Source organism: Candidatus Gastranaerophilales bacterium, assembly GCA_028693235.1.
Lineage (GTDB): Bacteria > Cyanobacteriota > Vampirovibrionia > Gastranaerophilales > Gastranaerophilaceae > JAQUVW01.
Genome location: JAQUVW010000005.1, coordinates 126,844 through 142,807 on the forward strand (window position 1 = coordinate 126,844; position 15,964 = coordinate 142,807).

Annotated in this window: 12 protein-coding genes; 5 read left to right on the forward strand and 7 right to left on the reverse strand. The window is 34.8% G+C overall.

Features of this window, described 5'->3' with window-relative positions; translation table 11 throughout:
• Window positions 1-46: 46 nt before the first annotated feature.
• From PHV37_09585 to cdd, 3 genes are all read right to left on the reverse strand, one after another.
• Window positions 47-994: a prepilin peptidase gene (locus tag PHV37_09585; protein ID MDD3238331.1), complete on the reverse strand. Its 948-nt coding sequence runs from the start codon at window positions 992-994 to the stop codon at window positions 47-49.
• Between the two features lie 8 nt (window positions 995-1,002).
• Window positions 1,003-1,794, reverse strand: a complete 792-nt coding sequence (locus tag PHV37_09590) for a sigma-70 family RNA polymerase sigma factor (GenBank protein ID MDD3238332.1) — start codon at window positions 1,792-1,794, stop codon at window positions 1,003-1,005.
• Between the two features lie 72 nt (window positions 1,795-1,866).
• Entirely contained in the window at window positions 1,867-2,265 is a 399-nt protein-coding gene (gene cdd / locus PHV37_09595) for a cytidine deaminase (protein ID MDD3238333.1), read from the reverse strand.
• 144 nt (window positions 2,266-2,409) lie between these two features.
• Here cdd and PHV37_09600 point away from each other — a divergent pair, with 144 nt between their 5' ends.
• From PHV37_09600 to PHV37_09610, 3 genes are all read left to right on the forward strand, one after another.
• Complete coding sequence (locus PHV37_09600) at window positions 2,410-3,516, forward strand: hypothetical protein (protein MDD3238334.1); 1,107 nt, start codon at window positions 2,410-2,412, stop codon at window positions 3,514-3,516.
• Window positions 3,517-3,619: 103 nt separating this feature from the next.
• Window positions 3,620-4,951: a UDP-N-acetylglucosamine 1-carboxyvinyltransferase gene (gene murA / locus PHV37_09605; GenBank protein ID MDD3238335.1), complete on the forward strand. Its 1,332-nt coding sequence runs from the start codon at window positions 3,620-3,622 to the stop codon at window positions 4,949-4,951.
• A complete protein-coding gene (locus tag PHV37_09610; GenBank protein ID MDD3238336.1) occupies window positions 4,935-5,273 on the forward strand; it encodes a hypothetical protein in 339 nt (112 codons plus the stop codon). Before murA ends, PHV37_09610 begins: the two co-directional genes overlap by 17 nt.
• Before the next feature lie 19 nt (window positions 5,274-5,292).
• Here PHV37_09610 and PHV37_09615 read toward each other — a convergent pair whose 3' ends face one another.
• The 3 genes from PHV37_09615 to PHV37_09625 form a co-directional block, all read right to left on the reverse strand.
• Window positions 5,293-7,782, reverse strand: a complete 2,490-nt coding sequence (locus PHV37_09615; protein MDD3238337.1) for a hypothetical protein — start codon at window positions 7,780-7,782, stop codon at window positions 5,293-5,295.
• A 280-nt stretch (window positions 7,783-8,062) separates the two neighbouring features.
• Window positions 8,063-9,223: an S-layer homology domain-containing protein gene (locus PHV37_09620; GenBank protein ID MDD3238338.1), complete on the reverse strand. Its 1,161-nt coding sequence runs from the start codon at window positions 9,221-9,223 to the stop codon at window positions 8,063-8,065.
• 91 nt (window positions 9,224-9,314) lie between these two features.
• On the reverse strand, window positions 9,315-9,659 hold the full coding sequence (locus PHV37_09625; GenBank protein MDD3238339.1) for a hypothetical protein: 345 nt from the start codon (window positions 9,657-9,659) through the stop codon (window positions 9,315-9,317).
• A 395-nt stretch (window positions 9,660-10,054) separates the two neighbouring features.
• On the opposite strand from PHV37_09625, the gene PHV37_09630 reads away from it, so the two are divergent.
• Window positions 10,055-12,469, forward strand: a complete 2,415-nt coding sequence (locus PHV37_09630; GenBank protein ID MDD3238340.1) for a TolC family protein — start codon at window positions 10,055-10,057, stop codon at window positions 12,467-12,469.
• Between the two features lie 76 nt (window positions 12,470-12,545).
• Here the strand turns inward: PHV37_09630 and PHV37_09635 are convergent, their stop codons facing one another.
• Window positions 12,546-14,147 carry a hypothetical protein gene (locus tag PHV37_09635; protein MDD3238341.1) on the reverse strand — a complete coding sequence of 534 codons (1,602 nt, stop codon included), beginning with the start codon at window positions 14,145-14,147 and terminating at the stop codon, window positions 12,546-12,548.
• Between the two features lie 592 nt (window positions 14,148-14,739).
• On the opposite strand from PHV37_09635, the gene PHV37_09640 reads away from it, so the two are divergent.
• Window positions 14,740-15,921 carry a hypothetical protein gene (locus PHV37_09640; GenBank protein ID MDD3238342.1) on the forward strand — a complete coding sequence of 394 codons (1,182 nt, stop codon included), beginning with the start codon at window positions 14,740-14,742 and terminating at the stop codon, window positions 15,919-15,921.
• The last annotated feature ends 43 nt before the right edge of the window (window positions 15,922-15,964 follow it).

A 15,964-nucleotide genomic window follows, 5' to 3' on the forward strand; every position in this document is an offset into this window, starting at 1 on the left:
TATACATGAAACGTTTTAAATGGCAATAGGTAGTTCCTTTATAATTTTACAATATGGCTGAAACCCAGTGCATAATTTGGTTTTGCCAGATTAAAAACAAAAAGCCTGATATTAATAAAGCAGGTCCAAAGGGTAAATATGTTAAATTTTGGCTGGTTTTTGTTATTTTTACTGTTGCAAAACACAGGTACACACCAAGGACTAAAACTATCAATAATAACGCAGATTGCACTAATATCGGTAATAAAGTGTTATATTCAATATATTTATAAGCTATGACAGCAACGAAAAATGCGACAAGCCCCAAAGCTACAGGTTTTTCGTCGTTGTTCCACATTCTTTTTATAAAGGAAGGAAGTATTGTAAGTGCTTGCAAAACAAGGCTCATTGCTAGTACGAGTATAATGCCTTTGGCTCCGAATAAAGCTCCTAAGCCTGCTGCGATAAACGTATCGCCTTCTCCGAAAGCACGTTTTTTAACAAGTAGAAGCCCAATTCTTGCTAAAAGTTCCATCACAAAAGCTCCGAGAGCCATTCCGCACAATCCCTGAATTATATTGTGGGTATAAAGACTGAAAAGCAATGATATCACTATAAAAGATATGGTATGTACGTCAAATACCACACGCTCTTTGATGTCGCTTACGGCAATAACTATCCCTAGAGAAGCGATAATCCATACAAAAGGGGTCAAAAGTGTTAAGCCGAAGCGGTAAAATATTATCCAAAAAATAATTGCTGTTGTGAGTTCTACAATCGGATATTGTTTGCTTATGTGTTTATGGCAAAATCTGCATTTGCCACCTAAAATCAAGTACGAAAGTACTGGTATGTTGTCGTACCATTTTAATTTATTGTGGCATTGTGGGCATTTTGACGGTGGAAGCACAATGGATTCACCCGAAAAAGCTCTTAAAACCACAACGTTTAAAAAACTCCCGATACATAGTCCAATCGCTAACACAAAAACTGTAAGATATATTGCCCAAAACATATTTGTATCTATTCCTTTTGACCTTTTGCATCAGAAATAATATGGAAAAGTTGATTTAGAGCTTTCCTTATTCTTCTTGAGACTTGCATTTGCGAAATTCCTAATTTCGCTGCAATTTGTGTTTGACTCATGTCGTCAAAATAATTCATTGTTATTACTTCTTGAAGTTTTGGGTCGAGCATTTCTATTGCATCTGTGATTAAAATCTTATTTTCTTGGAAGGAAGCCAAGTTTTGGTAATTATCATCAGCAATTTTGTCGCCCAAAGCTTGGTAATCTTCATCCCCAACAGAAACCATTTGGTCTAAAGAGATAGTTTTTTTTCTTCTTTCAACGTCAATAACTTCTTTAATCTTTTGAACCGGCGTATCGAGTTCAGTTGCAAGTTGAAGTTCTGACGGAATGTTGCCCGAGGAGTCTTTCATCTTTGCAATAAGTTGGTTTACACGATAAGCAAGCTCGTGGATTTCTCTCGGAGCTTTAATCATAGACGCTTTATCTCTCAAATAATGTCTTATTTCGCCTGTGATGAGATACGTTGCGTAGGTTTTGAAGTTTTGGCTTACCTCCGGATTGTAAAATTTAATAGCTTTAATAAGCCCGACGCTACCGACTTGAATAATATCTTCGACAGGGTCAGTATTACGCCTTGCCAATCCTCTTGAAATCCTTTTTACAAGGGGCATAGCAGCCATTGCGATAACATTTTGCAGTTGCTTTTTTGTTTTTACATCGTCTGTTTCACGATATTTAAGCAACCATTCTTTTATTTGTTCAAAATTTATCTCGTTATCGAACAATGCTAAATCCTCTCTTTAGCTCTGAGTCTCTCTATTATAATTATATCATATACGTCAAGCTCATAACATAGGCTATTTTTTTAATTGAAAAATATGTGGTAATAATTCGTTTATGCAGTATTGAATTGATGAAGAATCTTCTTTTTCTAACAAAACTTTTGTGTGTTGACCGTCTTCAAACTCATATATCCATTGCAGGCAAGCTCCGCATGGCCAGCATAATTTTGTATCAGGGGAGGCGATAGCTATTTTTAAAAGTTTTGTTTTTTCGCCTGCTGCAATAGCACTTGAAATCGTGTTACGTTCTGCACACAAGGTTAGTCCATAGCTTGCATTTTCTACATTGCAACCTTGATATACATTACCGCTTTCGTAGACAGCACAAGCTCCCACGTGAAATTTTGAATACGGCACGTAAGCATTTTTTGAGGCTTCGAGTGCGAGCTTTATCATCTCGTCGTTTGTTATCATTGAATATTCCCCTCACTTTAATTCGTCTTTATATTATCCTACTTTTCTTAAATAAAAAATCAATTATATATAGGATAAAAAGAAACCCCTTATCCTAGATAATAGTAGCGTGGAATAACTACAAACAGCAGATTAAATATTTTAATGAATTCATTTTTTAAAAAGTTTTTACCTTTATTCTTCGGGATAATTTTGAGCGTTCAGTATGCGTATTCAAAAGAAGTTATCGCTATTTTAAGTGATAACTTAAAACCTGTGTCTACAAATTATATTATCTACCCTGAATTGTCAAATTTGATTTCCCAAGACCTCGCTAACCGCTTGAATTACAACGCTAATTTGAGAGCTCTTCCTGTTTCTAACTCCATAAATAATGCTCAAAAAAAAGATATTCATCAAGACATTTTGCGTTTTGCAAAGGAATATCAATATACTTATAATATCAATTATAATATTTTACGCCGAATTTCAAGTCGTTTAGAGTCTGATTATATTATGCTCATTTCCAGTGGGCTTGACGTCGAAACGGAGTTTTTAAAAGAAACTTTTTGGAATAAAATACCAATTGCGGGTGAAAATTCTATAAATCCAAGCTACCGTGTAGTTACTCAGGTTACATTGATTGACCCTGATAAAGAGTTGATTATCCTTGATAAAAATTATGTCAAAATCTTGTCTAGCAAAAATATGGATTTGGCTATGCCTTCTTTTGCCCCTGCTCAAAATCAGCTTAATCGAATGAAAAATTTTTCAATAAAATTTACAAAAGATTTAGCCGCCGTTGTTGAAGCTACTCTTATTCCTGAAGAACATCCTGAGGATAGAACTTTCGTTCAAGAAGTTAATTACAGGGTCAAAATTAAGCCATCTCTATACCAACCACCAAAAGACCAATCACTTGTTAAGACAAAATATGTTAAACAAAATTACAAGCATTTTAAGAAACGTTTTGAAAATAATGCTCCAGTTCAAATTGTTCCTCAAACTATAGATAGCAACATTGAGCCTGTAAACAATATGTCTGTTGAAACAGAAGTTGTTCCTGCTGTTCAAAAAACTAAAAAATCAGAAAAAACTGTCCAAAAGAAAACTCGACAAGAAATAAAAGAAGAAAAACAAGCTGCTCAAATTCAAAAACTTATGAATTTTGACGACATGCCTCAAGTCGAAGAACCCAAACAACCCGATTTGATGATAAAAACTAACCCAAACCTCAAACTCAAGTATTATACCGATACTGAGAATTTATAAACTTTATGTTTACTTTACATTAATTAAACTATTTACGTGCAACTTTGTTAGTTATATTATTATAGTAATAGAGAATTTATGTTAATACTCTCGGAGGCATAACTTGGCTGAAAAGCTGAAAATAAAAGGCGGTATTCCGCTCAAAGGTGAAGTTTCTATAAGTGGAGCAAAAAATGCGGTCCTTAAATTGATGGCGGCTGCTCTTTTAGCTAAAGGCGAAAGTAAAATTTACAACGTTCCCGAGCTTACTGATGTCACTATCATGCTCAACGTCATTGAACAACTCGGAGCTAAAACGAGCTATGATAAGGAATCTAAATCCGTTACCATTGATGCTTCTGATATTACAAATATTACCGCAAAATATGAACTCGTAAGCCAAATGCGGGCTTCCTTTATAGTCTTAGGTGCTTTAGTTACAAGATGTAAAGAAGCTATTGTTGCTCTCCCCGGTGGCTGTGCTATCGGCGAAAGACGAGTCGATTTCCATATCAAAGGCTTGGAAGCTCTTGGTGCTAAAATTAAAATCGAAAACGGATACGTTCACGCAAAAGCTTCACGTTTAGTTGGCACGGATATTTATTTGGATATTCCGTCTGTCGGTGCTACTGAAAATTTAATGCTCGCTGCTGTTTTAGCAGAAGGTTCAACCAGAATTCAAAATGCAGCCCAAGAACCCGAAATTATTGACCTCGCTAATTTCTTAAACACAATGGGAGCTGATGTTTCAGGTGCTGGAACTTCTGAAATCGTTATAAACGGTGTCAAAATTAATGATTTGCACCCTATTGAATACACAACTATTCCAGATAGAATTGAAGCCGGCACTTATATGTCCGCTATTATTGCCACAAAGGGCAAAGGTATAATCAGAAACGTTTTCCCTAATCATTTGACTTTCTTTAATTCAAAATTGATTAAAATGGGTGCGTCTATAAAACTTATCGAGCCAACTGCTATCGAAGTTTGTTGTAAATCTAAATTAAATGCGATTAATGTTGTCACTCAACCATATCCGGGGTTTCCTACAGACTTGCAATCTCTTGCTATGGCGATGCTATCAACAGCTAACGGCGTAAGTATTATTACCGAAAGCCTTTACGAAAACAGATTTATGCAGGTTCCTGAATTGCGTAAAATGGGTGCTGATATCCATCAAGAAAGAAATCATGCTTTGGTTAAAGGTGTGAAAAAACTTACAGGTGCAAATCTTAAAGCCAGTGATTTAAGAGCCGGGGCTTCTTTGGTTATTGCAGCTCTAATGGCTGAAGGCTGTAGTAATATCGAAAATCTTCACCATATCGACAGAGGCTATGAGCTTTTGGTTCCGAAACTCAAAGCTTTGGGTGCTGATATTGAAAGATATACCGAAAAAGAATCTCAAACTACATTAACTCAACAAGTAAAAGGAAATATGAATGAGTCCCAAGTATAAACGTTGGTATGACCATGATCCTGTTTTAATTCAAGTTATTGACCTTTTGAAAAATTATCAGGATGAATTAAAAGCTCAGGCGGAAGTTTTCCTTGCTAAAATTGAGGAAAAAGTTTCTAAAGAAACAATTGATAGATTTTATGAAATGGTAAAGCCTGTCAACGGTAATCGTTGGTATGACAAAGACCCTGTCATATCTAAAACTGTTGAGTTGTTAAGGGTTGTGCCTCCTGAAATTCAAAAAGCTGCTGCTGAGCACTTTTTGAAGACCTTAGATGAACTCGGGATTGACCATAATCAAGTTGAAAAAAAAGAGCTTTAAAAGCTCTTTTTTCTTATTTTTATGCTCTTTTTTTGTTCGGCATTTTAGGTTCTTCAGCTTCTTCTTCTTGTCTTATGAAACCTACCATTTCCGTTAAAAGTTCTTTTGTGCTTTGACCGTTTTCATCTTTTGCAAGAGCAACTTTGATATCTTTTGTCTTGTTTTTTTGTTCTTCAGGTGTAAGGCTTGAGTCGTGAAGAATATCGTAGTTTTTCTTTAATTCTTCATAAACTTTTTTGTGGTCGTTTTCAATTTCTCCATCTATTTTTACGCAAAGAGGAGTATCAAGTTCGACATTTGGTAAATCAACCCTGCCACCTGCTGCACCGCCGTGACCGCCACCGCCGAAAAGACTTGCCAAAAGTTCTGCGTGATTGCTGGCACCTCCTGAACGTAGAGATAATCTCAATCCGTTTTGGGTTGCAATTTCAGAATTTTCTGTAATATAGCCTTCTTTTTTATCTTGAATTAATAAAATTGCGATTTTGTCGTCAGCATAAGGTGAGTCATAAATTTCTTTTGCTCTGTCTGCTAAAGAAGCTGATTTACCTCCGTTATTTCCTATTTTGGGGTTGGCAACTTTTTCAGGGTCTGCTTTTAAAGCACTCATAACTTCTGAATATTTAAAGCCGTTTTGGACATCCAAGAGTGTCATATCAGGGTCTTGGGACAAAGAGTCATTCCATATTTCATACATTTGCGGATAGTCAATGGAAATAAAACCGACGCCCAAGTCTTCGTTGACTTCTTTGCTATCAAGTGCGTAGGTTAGCATTTTGTCACGAGGAGATAGCTTCCCATCTTCTTGTATATTGCTCAAGACCTTGTCCGGTACATCATAGGTGATGTTATCTCTGAGCCATTTTTTATTGATTTGACCTTTTGAATTTGTTTCAAGTTCGTCAATTAACCATTTAGACATCCCTTCAGGTAGGAAGTTCGGTCTTTGATTGACCGGGACTTTCATGTGTTCAGGCAATAGGTTTGCGGTTCTTGTGAAAGAGCCGGTGTCTGTTGAAGTGCCTGTTATTACGCTTGCTACGAATTTTTTTGCATTATCAAGGCTGTCTTGCATTGTTTTTCCTAGGATACCTGCTCTATCTGCTATTATTGTAACAAGTTGTGTTGCGGCAGGTACTGAGTCGCATACGAGTGCAAGATTATTTTCATGAATTTGGTTCATGTCAACGCCTGTTTCATCTTTTGCATCGTTCCATTCATTGATTCTATGAGGGTGGTGGTCGATGTAGATTACGTTATTTGCATCTTCAATGTAATCTTTGAAAGCACTTGTGAAACGTTTTGGAGTCGGGACATCCATTATCATTACTAAGTCATATTTTTTCTTGTCTTTTCCTTCTAATGGATTTGGGTCAAAAAGTTTGTCGGGATTTTTTAAATCCTCTAGTTCTTTTTCAAATATTTTAATTTGAGATTCTGTACTTTTTGTTTGTTCTTTGGCTTTTAAAGTTTCAATATTCTTTTCAACCATTTCAATTCTATCAGGATTGTAGGGGCGTTTTACGCTTTCAATTCCCGGCATTTTATCTCTGAAAAGCCCTGGGATTTTGTCATCTACGGCACAATCTATATGCTTATCAGGATATGCTCCTTGGATTGCTGTTTGCATTCCGATTACGCAACCTAAAGTGTCGCCATCAGGTTTGCAGTGCCCGAGTAGCAATATGTTTTTATTTTTTGGATTGTTTATTTCTTTTGAAATTTGGGTTATAGCGTTGTTGATTTCCAATTTCGCTTTAGGACCGTTTGATGCTTTTTCTACATCGAAAATTCTTTCCAAAACCTCCGTTGGTGATACTTTCGGTTGGTAAAGCATTACAGAATCGCTGATTCTTTTGTCTTTGGAGTTAAGCATTTTGTCAAAAGTTTTTTGTGCGTCAACTTTTTTATAAGGGTCATTTCCTGTGTATTGGAGGTTTACTCTAACGCCTATTGTCGGAGCTCCTTTTGAGTTTCCTGCAATCACGTTAGAAAGTACAAATTTGAAGTCTTGGTTTCCTTTGTTCTTGCCTTTTTTGCCACTTCCAATCAATTTTAACAACGGGTCAGTGAGTTCATCAGGGACTCTCCCGATTGGTCCAAATGACGGGTCTGAAAGTTCTATTATATTTTTACCGTTAATTTGGGCTGTTCTGTATCTCAATTCGCGACCTTCTTTCCAGTCGCTTTGAGCCAATTTGATTACATTTGCATCTTTAGCAAAACCTGATGCTCCTAAACTGCCTTTTTGGTGTGCAGAAACGCCTCTTACTTTCATTTGTATAGAGGGCTTTTCTTCTCTTATCGGGTTTTGCAAATTTCCGCTGAATGCAATTCTTAATGCGTTACCCTTGCGTTCAGTTCTAATAACGGGGGCAAGTGCACTTTTCGATAACTGAAAACTATCAGTTTGCATCGGGGCTATCATTGGACTTATAAAGCCGTTTGCTTTCTTAATTTCAGGGTAAAATCCACCTCTAACTCCTACAACAGAACTTCCTATTTGCATAACACACAACCTCTTCAATCTTATTGTTTATTCCACATTTTAAAATTTTATTTTAGAAACCGATTATTAAGTTATAATGCATTTTTTTTGGTTTTTTTGCTAGTGATTTTAATTTTGATAAATCACCTTTTTGTGTATTCTTATGTTATGAGTGAGTTTGTTCAGTTTTAATTATTGTGAAAAAAGTATTAAGTTTTCTTAATGTAGACATAAAAAAGCGGATTTCGTAAATCAAATTTACAAAATCCGCCTTGAAATATAAAGTTATTAGTTAAAATATTTATTTTTTATCTTCGATAATAATGCCGGTAGACATATTTACTTTTATTGGTTGAAGAAGTTGAATATCCACGACTTTACCTTTTTCTATATTAACTTTCGCACCTTTGAAAACTGTATGCAAGAATTTTTGCCAAAAGTTTTTATAAACCAAATCCGTATTAGCCAAGGCTCTAAAGTTTGCGACTTGATTAGTCGGTGTTTTGATAGATTTTGTTTCAAGAATTATTTTCCCGTTGCGAATAAAATATCTGCCGACCTTTACGTCTAATACTTGTCCGGCGATGGGGCTATCTTCTACAATCAAAAGATATTTTTCTTTTGTTACAAAGTTCTTTGGAGTTTTTGTAACAAATACTTCTGCAAGTTTTGATTTTTGAGAAGAAACGGAATTAGACATAATCACAGGAAGAATTGTGCCTGCGGGAATTGTCCCTATATTTCCTTCAACTATTGCGTTTTCAATTATTATGCCTTCAGCGGATTTTGGTTTCATTGCTTCTCTTAATTTTTTATTCGCGTTAATTTGTACCTGCTCTCTCAAGTTATATAAGAAAACAGCTAGTTCTGCTCTTGTTGCAGGTCTTTCTGCTGCCAAAATATTTTCTTGCCCGGGGACTTTTGCTATAACGCCTAAAATTTCTGCTTTACCTGCTATAATAATGACCCAGTCCGGAGTTGTTTTGTAGTCTTTATATGTTTTAGCCAAAGTCATTTTTGCTTGTTCTTCTGTAATATTGCCTGTCTCGAGGGCATTTGTTACAAAAGCCATAGCTTGAGCTCTTGTTACATCAGCTTCTGGATGAAAACAATTGTCAGGAGAACGCTTAATAATATCAAATCTTACTGCTCTTTGTATCATGTTCCAAGCCCAAAAGTCAGTGTTGATATCATCAAAGTTGATTATTTCCTTCAAATCGGCATTTTCTTGTCCTACTGCCTTAATAACCATAGTGGCAAACTCTGCTCTCGTTACATTTTCATCGGGGTGAAAAGATTTATCAGGATACCCCACTACAACGCCTTGTTCAGACAAAGCCTCAATTTGCTTATACGCCCAATGGTCTTTATTGAGGTCGGTGTATTCTGCTGCAAAGGCTTGCGTTGTTCCAATAACAAGCAGTCCTAATAATACAAAAAATTTGCATATCAATTTATTCATAAAATTCTCCTTCTTGACATAATGTCTATGGAGCTATTTTACTTTATGATTGAAAATTTTGCAATGAATCAGCAAAAATGGAAATTTCTATTTATTCAAAATCAGGGTGCGGTTCTTTGCGGTGCTTACTTTTAGCGTTTTTTTCTTCTTTTTTCTTTTTTTCTTCAAGAATTTTTTGAGGCGAATTGTCTTTTAAAACATTTGCAACATTCATCATAGCAAGAGAGTTGAGAGTGGCTCTTAGTTGGGCACTTCTATCTGTATATGCGTTTTTATTGAAATTGTTGTCTTCTTCGCCTTGTTCCATAGCAAAATATTCGGTGCCTTGTCCCATTTTTTCATCAGACATTTTGGCAGCGGTACCTGAGATGTCCCCACTTTTGAAGGTGAGGCTGCTTCCTATTCCGAATACGCTCGCAGAGCGATTGTCTACCACTTTTTTACTCTCTTTCAAGTTTACTTTTACGTGTTTAATTTAAACAATTATACAGTTTTTGTTTCATTTAGACAACTAATCTTATGGTCTAAATTTATACCGGTCAATTATTAACTTACTCACTCGTTACAATTTGGTGTCGTTGTTGGTTTCTAAAATTTGCCACCAATGTATTAAAACCCAAACTATTATTTTTTTGCTAGTAAATCTGAAAAAACTTTTCTTTTTGCCATATTTATTGTAAAAAATACAATTTTTAATTCGAAACGAAATGTTAAGAAATTTAAACCGCTAAAACCCTTATTTTATCTATCGAATAGAAATATCTTGCCCTCCTATATAATTGTCGGATAATTATTTTAGAAAAAGAGTATATCTGCATTGGAGTATGAGAGATGAAAAAACTATTTACGACAATTTTGAGTGTGTTGATGTTATGGCTGTACTCAGGCATGAATCTGGCTGTCATCGCCGCAACCCAAACTAAATCAGCCCAAGTTGCTAAAACTTGTGCGGTTCACCATGTTGAAAAACGACCAATTACATTTGCTTTTGTTTTTGACGGACCTTCTGATAAAAATCAACAGGTTCTTAAACAATTTCAATCGACTATTTCTAAGTCGGTTTCTTGTGATTATACAGCGACTTTCCCTTCTAACTTAATATATACGGGTGATTGGACAGAATCAGGGGTCAAAAAAGTCAGTGATAAAGCTTTGGCTTCAAATGCTGTTATGGTAATTTCGCTCGGCTATATTTCTTCCAAATATTATGCTGAACTTAAAAATAAAAATAAATTCGTTATTACTATTGACCAGTATGGTTTGCGTGGATTTGGCAAGGATATTTTTAATCCTGTCCATGAAGCTTGTGAAAAATTACAACTGTTTAAAAGACTCACCAATTACAATAAAGTCGCAATTTTGATTAACGAAAGCTATTACAAAACTCAAAAAGATTGGTACAAGTTTTTAGAGCATGAATTAAAACCTACAAATATAAATTATAATATTATTTCGGTGAACAACAATGTTGATGGCGTTCTTGCTAAAATACCTGCCGATACCGATGCTGTTTTTGTTACTCCTTTATATAATTTGTCTGTTAGTCAAAGAAAAGAATTATTTGACAATCTGGCAAATAAAAAAATTAAAACATTCTCCTCTGTTGGTAAAGAAGATGTCGAACTCGGGGCGTTGTTGGGGTCCGGGTCTTTGGATTTGGATAAAAAACTTGCTGAGGCTACATCTTTCAATATCCAAGGTGTTTTGAAAGGTGAAGGATATAAATCAGAAAAATTATATTTCTATGAAGATAATATCCTTGCTATAAATATGGATACGGCTGACAAAATAGGCTATATCCCTCATCTTAGATTGTTGAATAATGCTGAGGTGATTTCTACAAAGAAAAATAAAACTTATACTTTGGGTACTGTTTTTTCAACTTTGGAACAACAAAACTTAGATATCGAAAGAAAAAGATTGCTTGTTAAGGCGGCTAAAAATTCTGTCTGGTCTGCTTCTTTAAAATATCTTCCAACCTTGAACATGACTTTAGGCTACCAAAAATATGATAATGAATTTGCTGAATCTGCAAAACTTACTACTCCCGAAGAAACCGGTATTTTCAAAATCGGTCTTGACCAAATGATTTATTCACCTGCTCTTGTGACAAATATATTAATCAAGAAAAAGAAGCTTGATTTCCAAAAAGCTGAACAAACCGTCACAGAGCAAAATATGGGAATTGACGTTGCCCTTTTGTATTTACAAACTTTAATGCTTGAAAATGCAATAAAAAATCAAAAAGATTATGTCAAAGAATCACGTGAAAATCTCGCAATTTCAAGAGTAAGAGAAAAAATGGGCTTCTGCGGAAAAGAAGAAACCCTAAGGTGGGCTTCGCAACTTAATATCAACGAACAACACCTTTTGGAAATGACTGCTGATTATAAAAACGTAAAATTGAATATCAGCAAGCTATTGAATAATCCCCAAAATGTTGATTTTGACCTTTCTCAATTAAAAGCTGATGACCCTGCTTTCTATACTAAAGATTTACATGTAATAGATTATGTGAGAACTCCTGTCGCTCTTGAAAACTTTACTCAAATGCTCGTAGATGAGGCGATTTTTGTTGCTCCTGAATTATCTAAGCTTAGAGCTGCCATCAAAATGAAAAATGATGAGGCAGGCATGTATTATCAAAAATTTATTTTGCCTGACGCTAAATTGTCCCTTGAATACACCTCTTTATTTGGTAGAGAATATTCAAGCCCGATGGCTATACCTATACCTGTTATGGGTAGGTCTATTGTTCTTCCTCCGGCTAATGCTACAAACGGAAGGTTGGGTATCTTTGCTCAGTGGAAACCGATTGAAGGCGGTACTAAAATTGCTGAAATCGCAAGAATTAACAATGAGAAAAAAGAACTTAATAGATATATGGACGAAGTAAAAATTCAATTGGAAGAAGAAATTCGTGGCGTTGTAAACAAAGCTATATCTGCTTATTTCAGTATTGAAAAAAATTACAAGGCTATGTTTGCGGCTCAAGAAAATTATCTCCAAGTTAAAGATATGTACTGGAAAGGTAAGGCCCCTATTACGCAGTTAATCGATGCTCAAAATATCTATCTTGAAGCTAAATTGAAGGCTGCTAATTCACAATACGATTTCTTTAAACAGCTTGTATGGGTGCAAAGAGGCTTGTGCTCTGTGAACTGGGAAACAGCTTCACCTGAAGCTAAAGCATGGATTCAAAAAGTCAAAGACAATCTCGTCGAGATGAAAGACATAAGACTTTAAATTCAACATAAAATAAGAGGTAATCAATTTGATTACCTCTTTTTAATTTCTCGTGTTTTGGTCTCTTATTTTACGTTTATTTTGTTGTTTCAGGAGTTGTGTTTTTTGTTATGCTTGCATTTAAGTCAAAACCTTTGAATGCGTTTGGCATTTTTTCATTTTGTAATTTTAAAGCTTGTTGTTTAGCTGCTTCCATTTCTTTTTCACGTTTAACTTTTTTTTCGGTTACGCTTCTGTTGTATCTCGGTAAAATTATTCCGAGTGAAACGATAGAAAATGCTAAGCCTGCAAGTTGAGAAACTGAACGCATATTCTTTGAGGTAACATCTGTTATTTCGTCAAATGATTTCAATTTGTAATTCTTAACCCAATTCCAGAAACGTTTCGGGAGAGCTTTTGTTTTGTCATCAGCTACAAGTTTGTTTATAATATGAACATCGGGCTTTTTCTTTTCAATCAATGTCGCCGCAGCTTTTTCTGCATAATCGCCAAGGAAATATAAACCTGAAAAAGATGCTAAATCTCTAACAGTAGATTCTCTAAGTTCGTTTTTATCTTCAGCTGCAAACATTCTGCTGGCGAATGTGCCTGTAGCTATCCATCTACATTGGTCAAGGGTTGGAAACATTCCTTTGAATTGAAGCATTTTTAAACTTGGTTTTTTCATCATTGATAATGTTGCAAGTCCTATCATTGCTCCGGCTGCTGCACATTTTTCCATGAAGAATGTACTCTTTTCAGCAGTGGTCATTTCTTTTTGAGTATTTTTGCCTTTGCCGAAATCTTTATATATAGGAGCACCTTTTTGTTTATATTTATGTCTTGTTATTGCTCTATTTATGTATTGCATAGACATTGCGAGCGGCATTATTATGCCTAAGCCGATTAAACTTTTTGTGTTAATCATTTTCTTTGCTGATTTCGCAAAATCATCAATATTGTCTGAAACATTTTTATTTAAAAATTTTCTACCTAATTCTACTTGGTCTCTCAATAAGTCTGAAAGGTTAGAGGAAAAAGCTTTTTTATCACCGACAAATCTTATAGTTTCGGCAGATTTTGTTTCGCCTATAAGTAATTTATAAGCTTCTCCTATAGCTGTTTTAGTTTCTTTTTTTGTAGCGTTGGTATTAGTTATAGTATTTGTTAATATATCTACGGCTTTATCAATATTTTTTTTGTCGACTCTGCCGTCTTCAACGAAGCTGTGGAATTTGTCTGTGTCGAAACCTTCTAGGCTTTCTATAGTTTTGCGGACAAACTTGTGCGTATCTTTGCCGACTTCATCACTTTTGTATATGGAGCTTAATTTTTGTATAGTGTTTTCATCTGCCCAAGATTTAGACATATCAACATTTTTAAAGTTGTGCATTATAGGTTTATTTATTAATTTTGCAACACCTAAAACAAAAAAGCTAGGGATTAGACAATTTACGATTAGTCCTGAAAATTCACGTCTTGCTGTTTCAATTGCAGCAGGAATGCCTGTCTTAAGGTCTACGACAGTTCTTGGCACATTTGTAGCTACTGTGTCGACAAACGATACTTTTAGCATTGGTTGAGCTTCCATTCCACTCAAAACCGTAGTAAGTCCGTCTGCTAAACCTTTAAAATTTTGTTTTTTAGCATTAACAGTATTTGCGTAATTTTGTTTTGGAATTTGATTATTTACTAACATTCAGCCTTTTCCCGATTGGCTATTAGAAGCCGTCTAGTCTATTATTATTTTAGGTTTAAATCTTTATGATAACTGCTTTTTCAATTATCCCTCAATATTTGTATGTCCCCTTCACCGGAAATACAATTTTATGATATCAATTTAAAGTCGGAACACAAATTAAATTGCATGAGGAGGTTTCGTGTGTTTTCTTTAAATCAAGTGAAAAATTCAAATTTACTTGTTTTTTTATAAAAATTTTAATAATTTTATTTTAAAAAAGACGTAATCGGTTATAAAAATTACAAATTTGATAAATTTTTGGGTTAAAAATTCAACTTTACGTTTCTTAAAAAATACAATCAATTTAAGATAGCAAGTCCTGATTTTAAAATTGTTACATTTATAAAATTTTCGGATAATGCTAAACCCTTATAAATAAAGACCGTGTCAAAACTAACTTCTACTTATGTAACAATATCGATGTTATATTGCCACAAATTGGCAAAAAATTTTATTATATAACTTATATGATTACTAGAAAAAATTGGTATTATGAGTGTTCGAGTTTCCCCAGTGTGTATAGTGGGTTATGGTGAAAGAGACGGTTTGTATGCAAGTAAATAGCATTTCTTTGTACAGTTTATCAGGCTTAAATTCTTCTTTGAAAAATAAAGAACAAAGTACGCAATTAAAGACTTCAAGCCCTATTAAGTCTAATGTTACTATGTCATTGTGGGGCAAAAATGAAAATGGTGTTATTCCATTTGCTCCTTATTTTGCAGGTAACAAAACAAAAAAATCACAACAGGCTCCAAAACAGTCTTTTGTTCAACCTGTTTTACCTGCAGGCTATGAAAGACCGGGGGCTTTTGAGGTCTGCAATATTGACAAATTGACTTGTCCTTCTTGTGGAAAGCCAATGCTACCAAGACCTGAGTATGAAATTTTAAAAGAAAGATTGGCTGCAGCTAAACCTCAAGACTATATTGGTATTGTATCTGAGTATGAACCTTATATGCTTTCTGTTGAGGCGAATGTCTTTAATATGGTTAAAAAAGTTGCGGATAAAGAACCCAAAAAACCTCTCGATAGAATAATAAAAGATTTGAGAGCGGAAAAACTTCCTGAATTGCAAAATATTCAAATGGAAAAATTGAACAGAATGTGGGCGGCTACAACTTCTTTACCAAAAAATGAACGTGGCAATGTACAAGCTACTTTGGCTCAAGCTCAACAAAAAATTCAAAATACAAAATCAAAAAAACATTTCAAAAGAAAAGATTTTATTGAAGATGTTGCTAATATGAAAATCAGAGATGGAAATGTTAAAAAACAAATGTTGAAAATTGCTAACGGCTTTCCAACTTCAAGCGAAGCTGAATGTGCTTGGATTGCAAAATACAGTGGTCCTGATGCAAAAGGAAAGGCCAGAAGCTCCAAAGAAATAGCTGAAAGATTTTTGCTACATTCTTTTACAAATACCGACCACATGCTTGCTCAAGATTTAGGCGGTAAAGACATTATTCCTAATTATATTGCAATGCATTCAGGTTGTAACGGCGAAAAAACAAACAAAACATTTATTCAATGGTTTAAAGAAGACCCCGAAAACCGTTTACAATATATGAATAAATATTTTGATGAAGTTCAAGAAGCTTTAGACAGTGGTGATATTGATGATTCGAGATATGTTGATTATGCAACTGAAGCTCCTGAAACTATCTATAAAATTACAAACGGAGAGGTTGATGTCAGAAAAAAACCTAAAGAAAAAGATGACAAAGCTTCTTGAAAAAGTTAGCATAGGGCTTCGGTTTACAGCTGGAATTGAGGCT

Excerpts from the sequence above, each read along its gene's own strand:
- PHV37_09600 (MDD3238334.1), top strand. The coding sequence starts at position 2,410 with ATGAATTCATTTTTTAAAAAGTTTTTACCTTTATTCTTCGGGATAATT.
- PHV37_09615 (MDD3238337.1), bottom strand. The coding sequence starts at position 7,782 with ATGCAAATAGGAAGTTCTGTTGTAGGAGTTAGAGGTGGATTTTACCCT.
- PHV37_09635 (MDD3238341.1), bottom strand. The coding sequence starts at position 14,147 with ATGTTAGTAAATAATCAAATTCCAAAACAAAATTACGCAAATACTGTT.
- PHV37_09640 (MDD3238342.1), top strand. The coding sequence starts at position 14,740 with ATGCAAGTAAATAGCATTTCTTTGTACAGTTTATCAGGCTTAAATTCT.
- PHV37_09585 (MDD3238331.1), bottom strand. The coding sequence starts at position 994 with ATGTTTTGGGCAATATATCTTACAGTTTTTGTGTTAGCGATTGGACTA.
- PHV37_09620 (MDD3238338.1), bottom strand. The coding sequence starts at position 9,223 with ATGAATAAATTGATATGCAAATTTTTTGTATTATTAGGACTGCTTGTT.
- PHV37_09610 (MDD3238336.1), top strand. The coding sequence starts at position 4,935 with ATGAGTCCCAAGTATAAACGTTGGTATGACCATGATCCTGTTTTAATT.
- PHV37_09630 (MDD3238340.1), top strand. The coding sequence starts at position 10,055 with ATGAAAAAACTATTTACGACAATTTTGAGTGTGTTGATGTTATGGCTG.
- cdd (MDD3238333.1), bottom strand. The coding sequence starts at position 2,265 with ATGATAACAAACGACGAGATGATAAAGCTCGCACTCGAAGCCTCAAAA.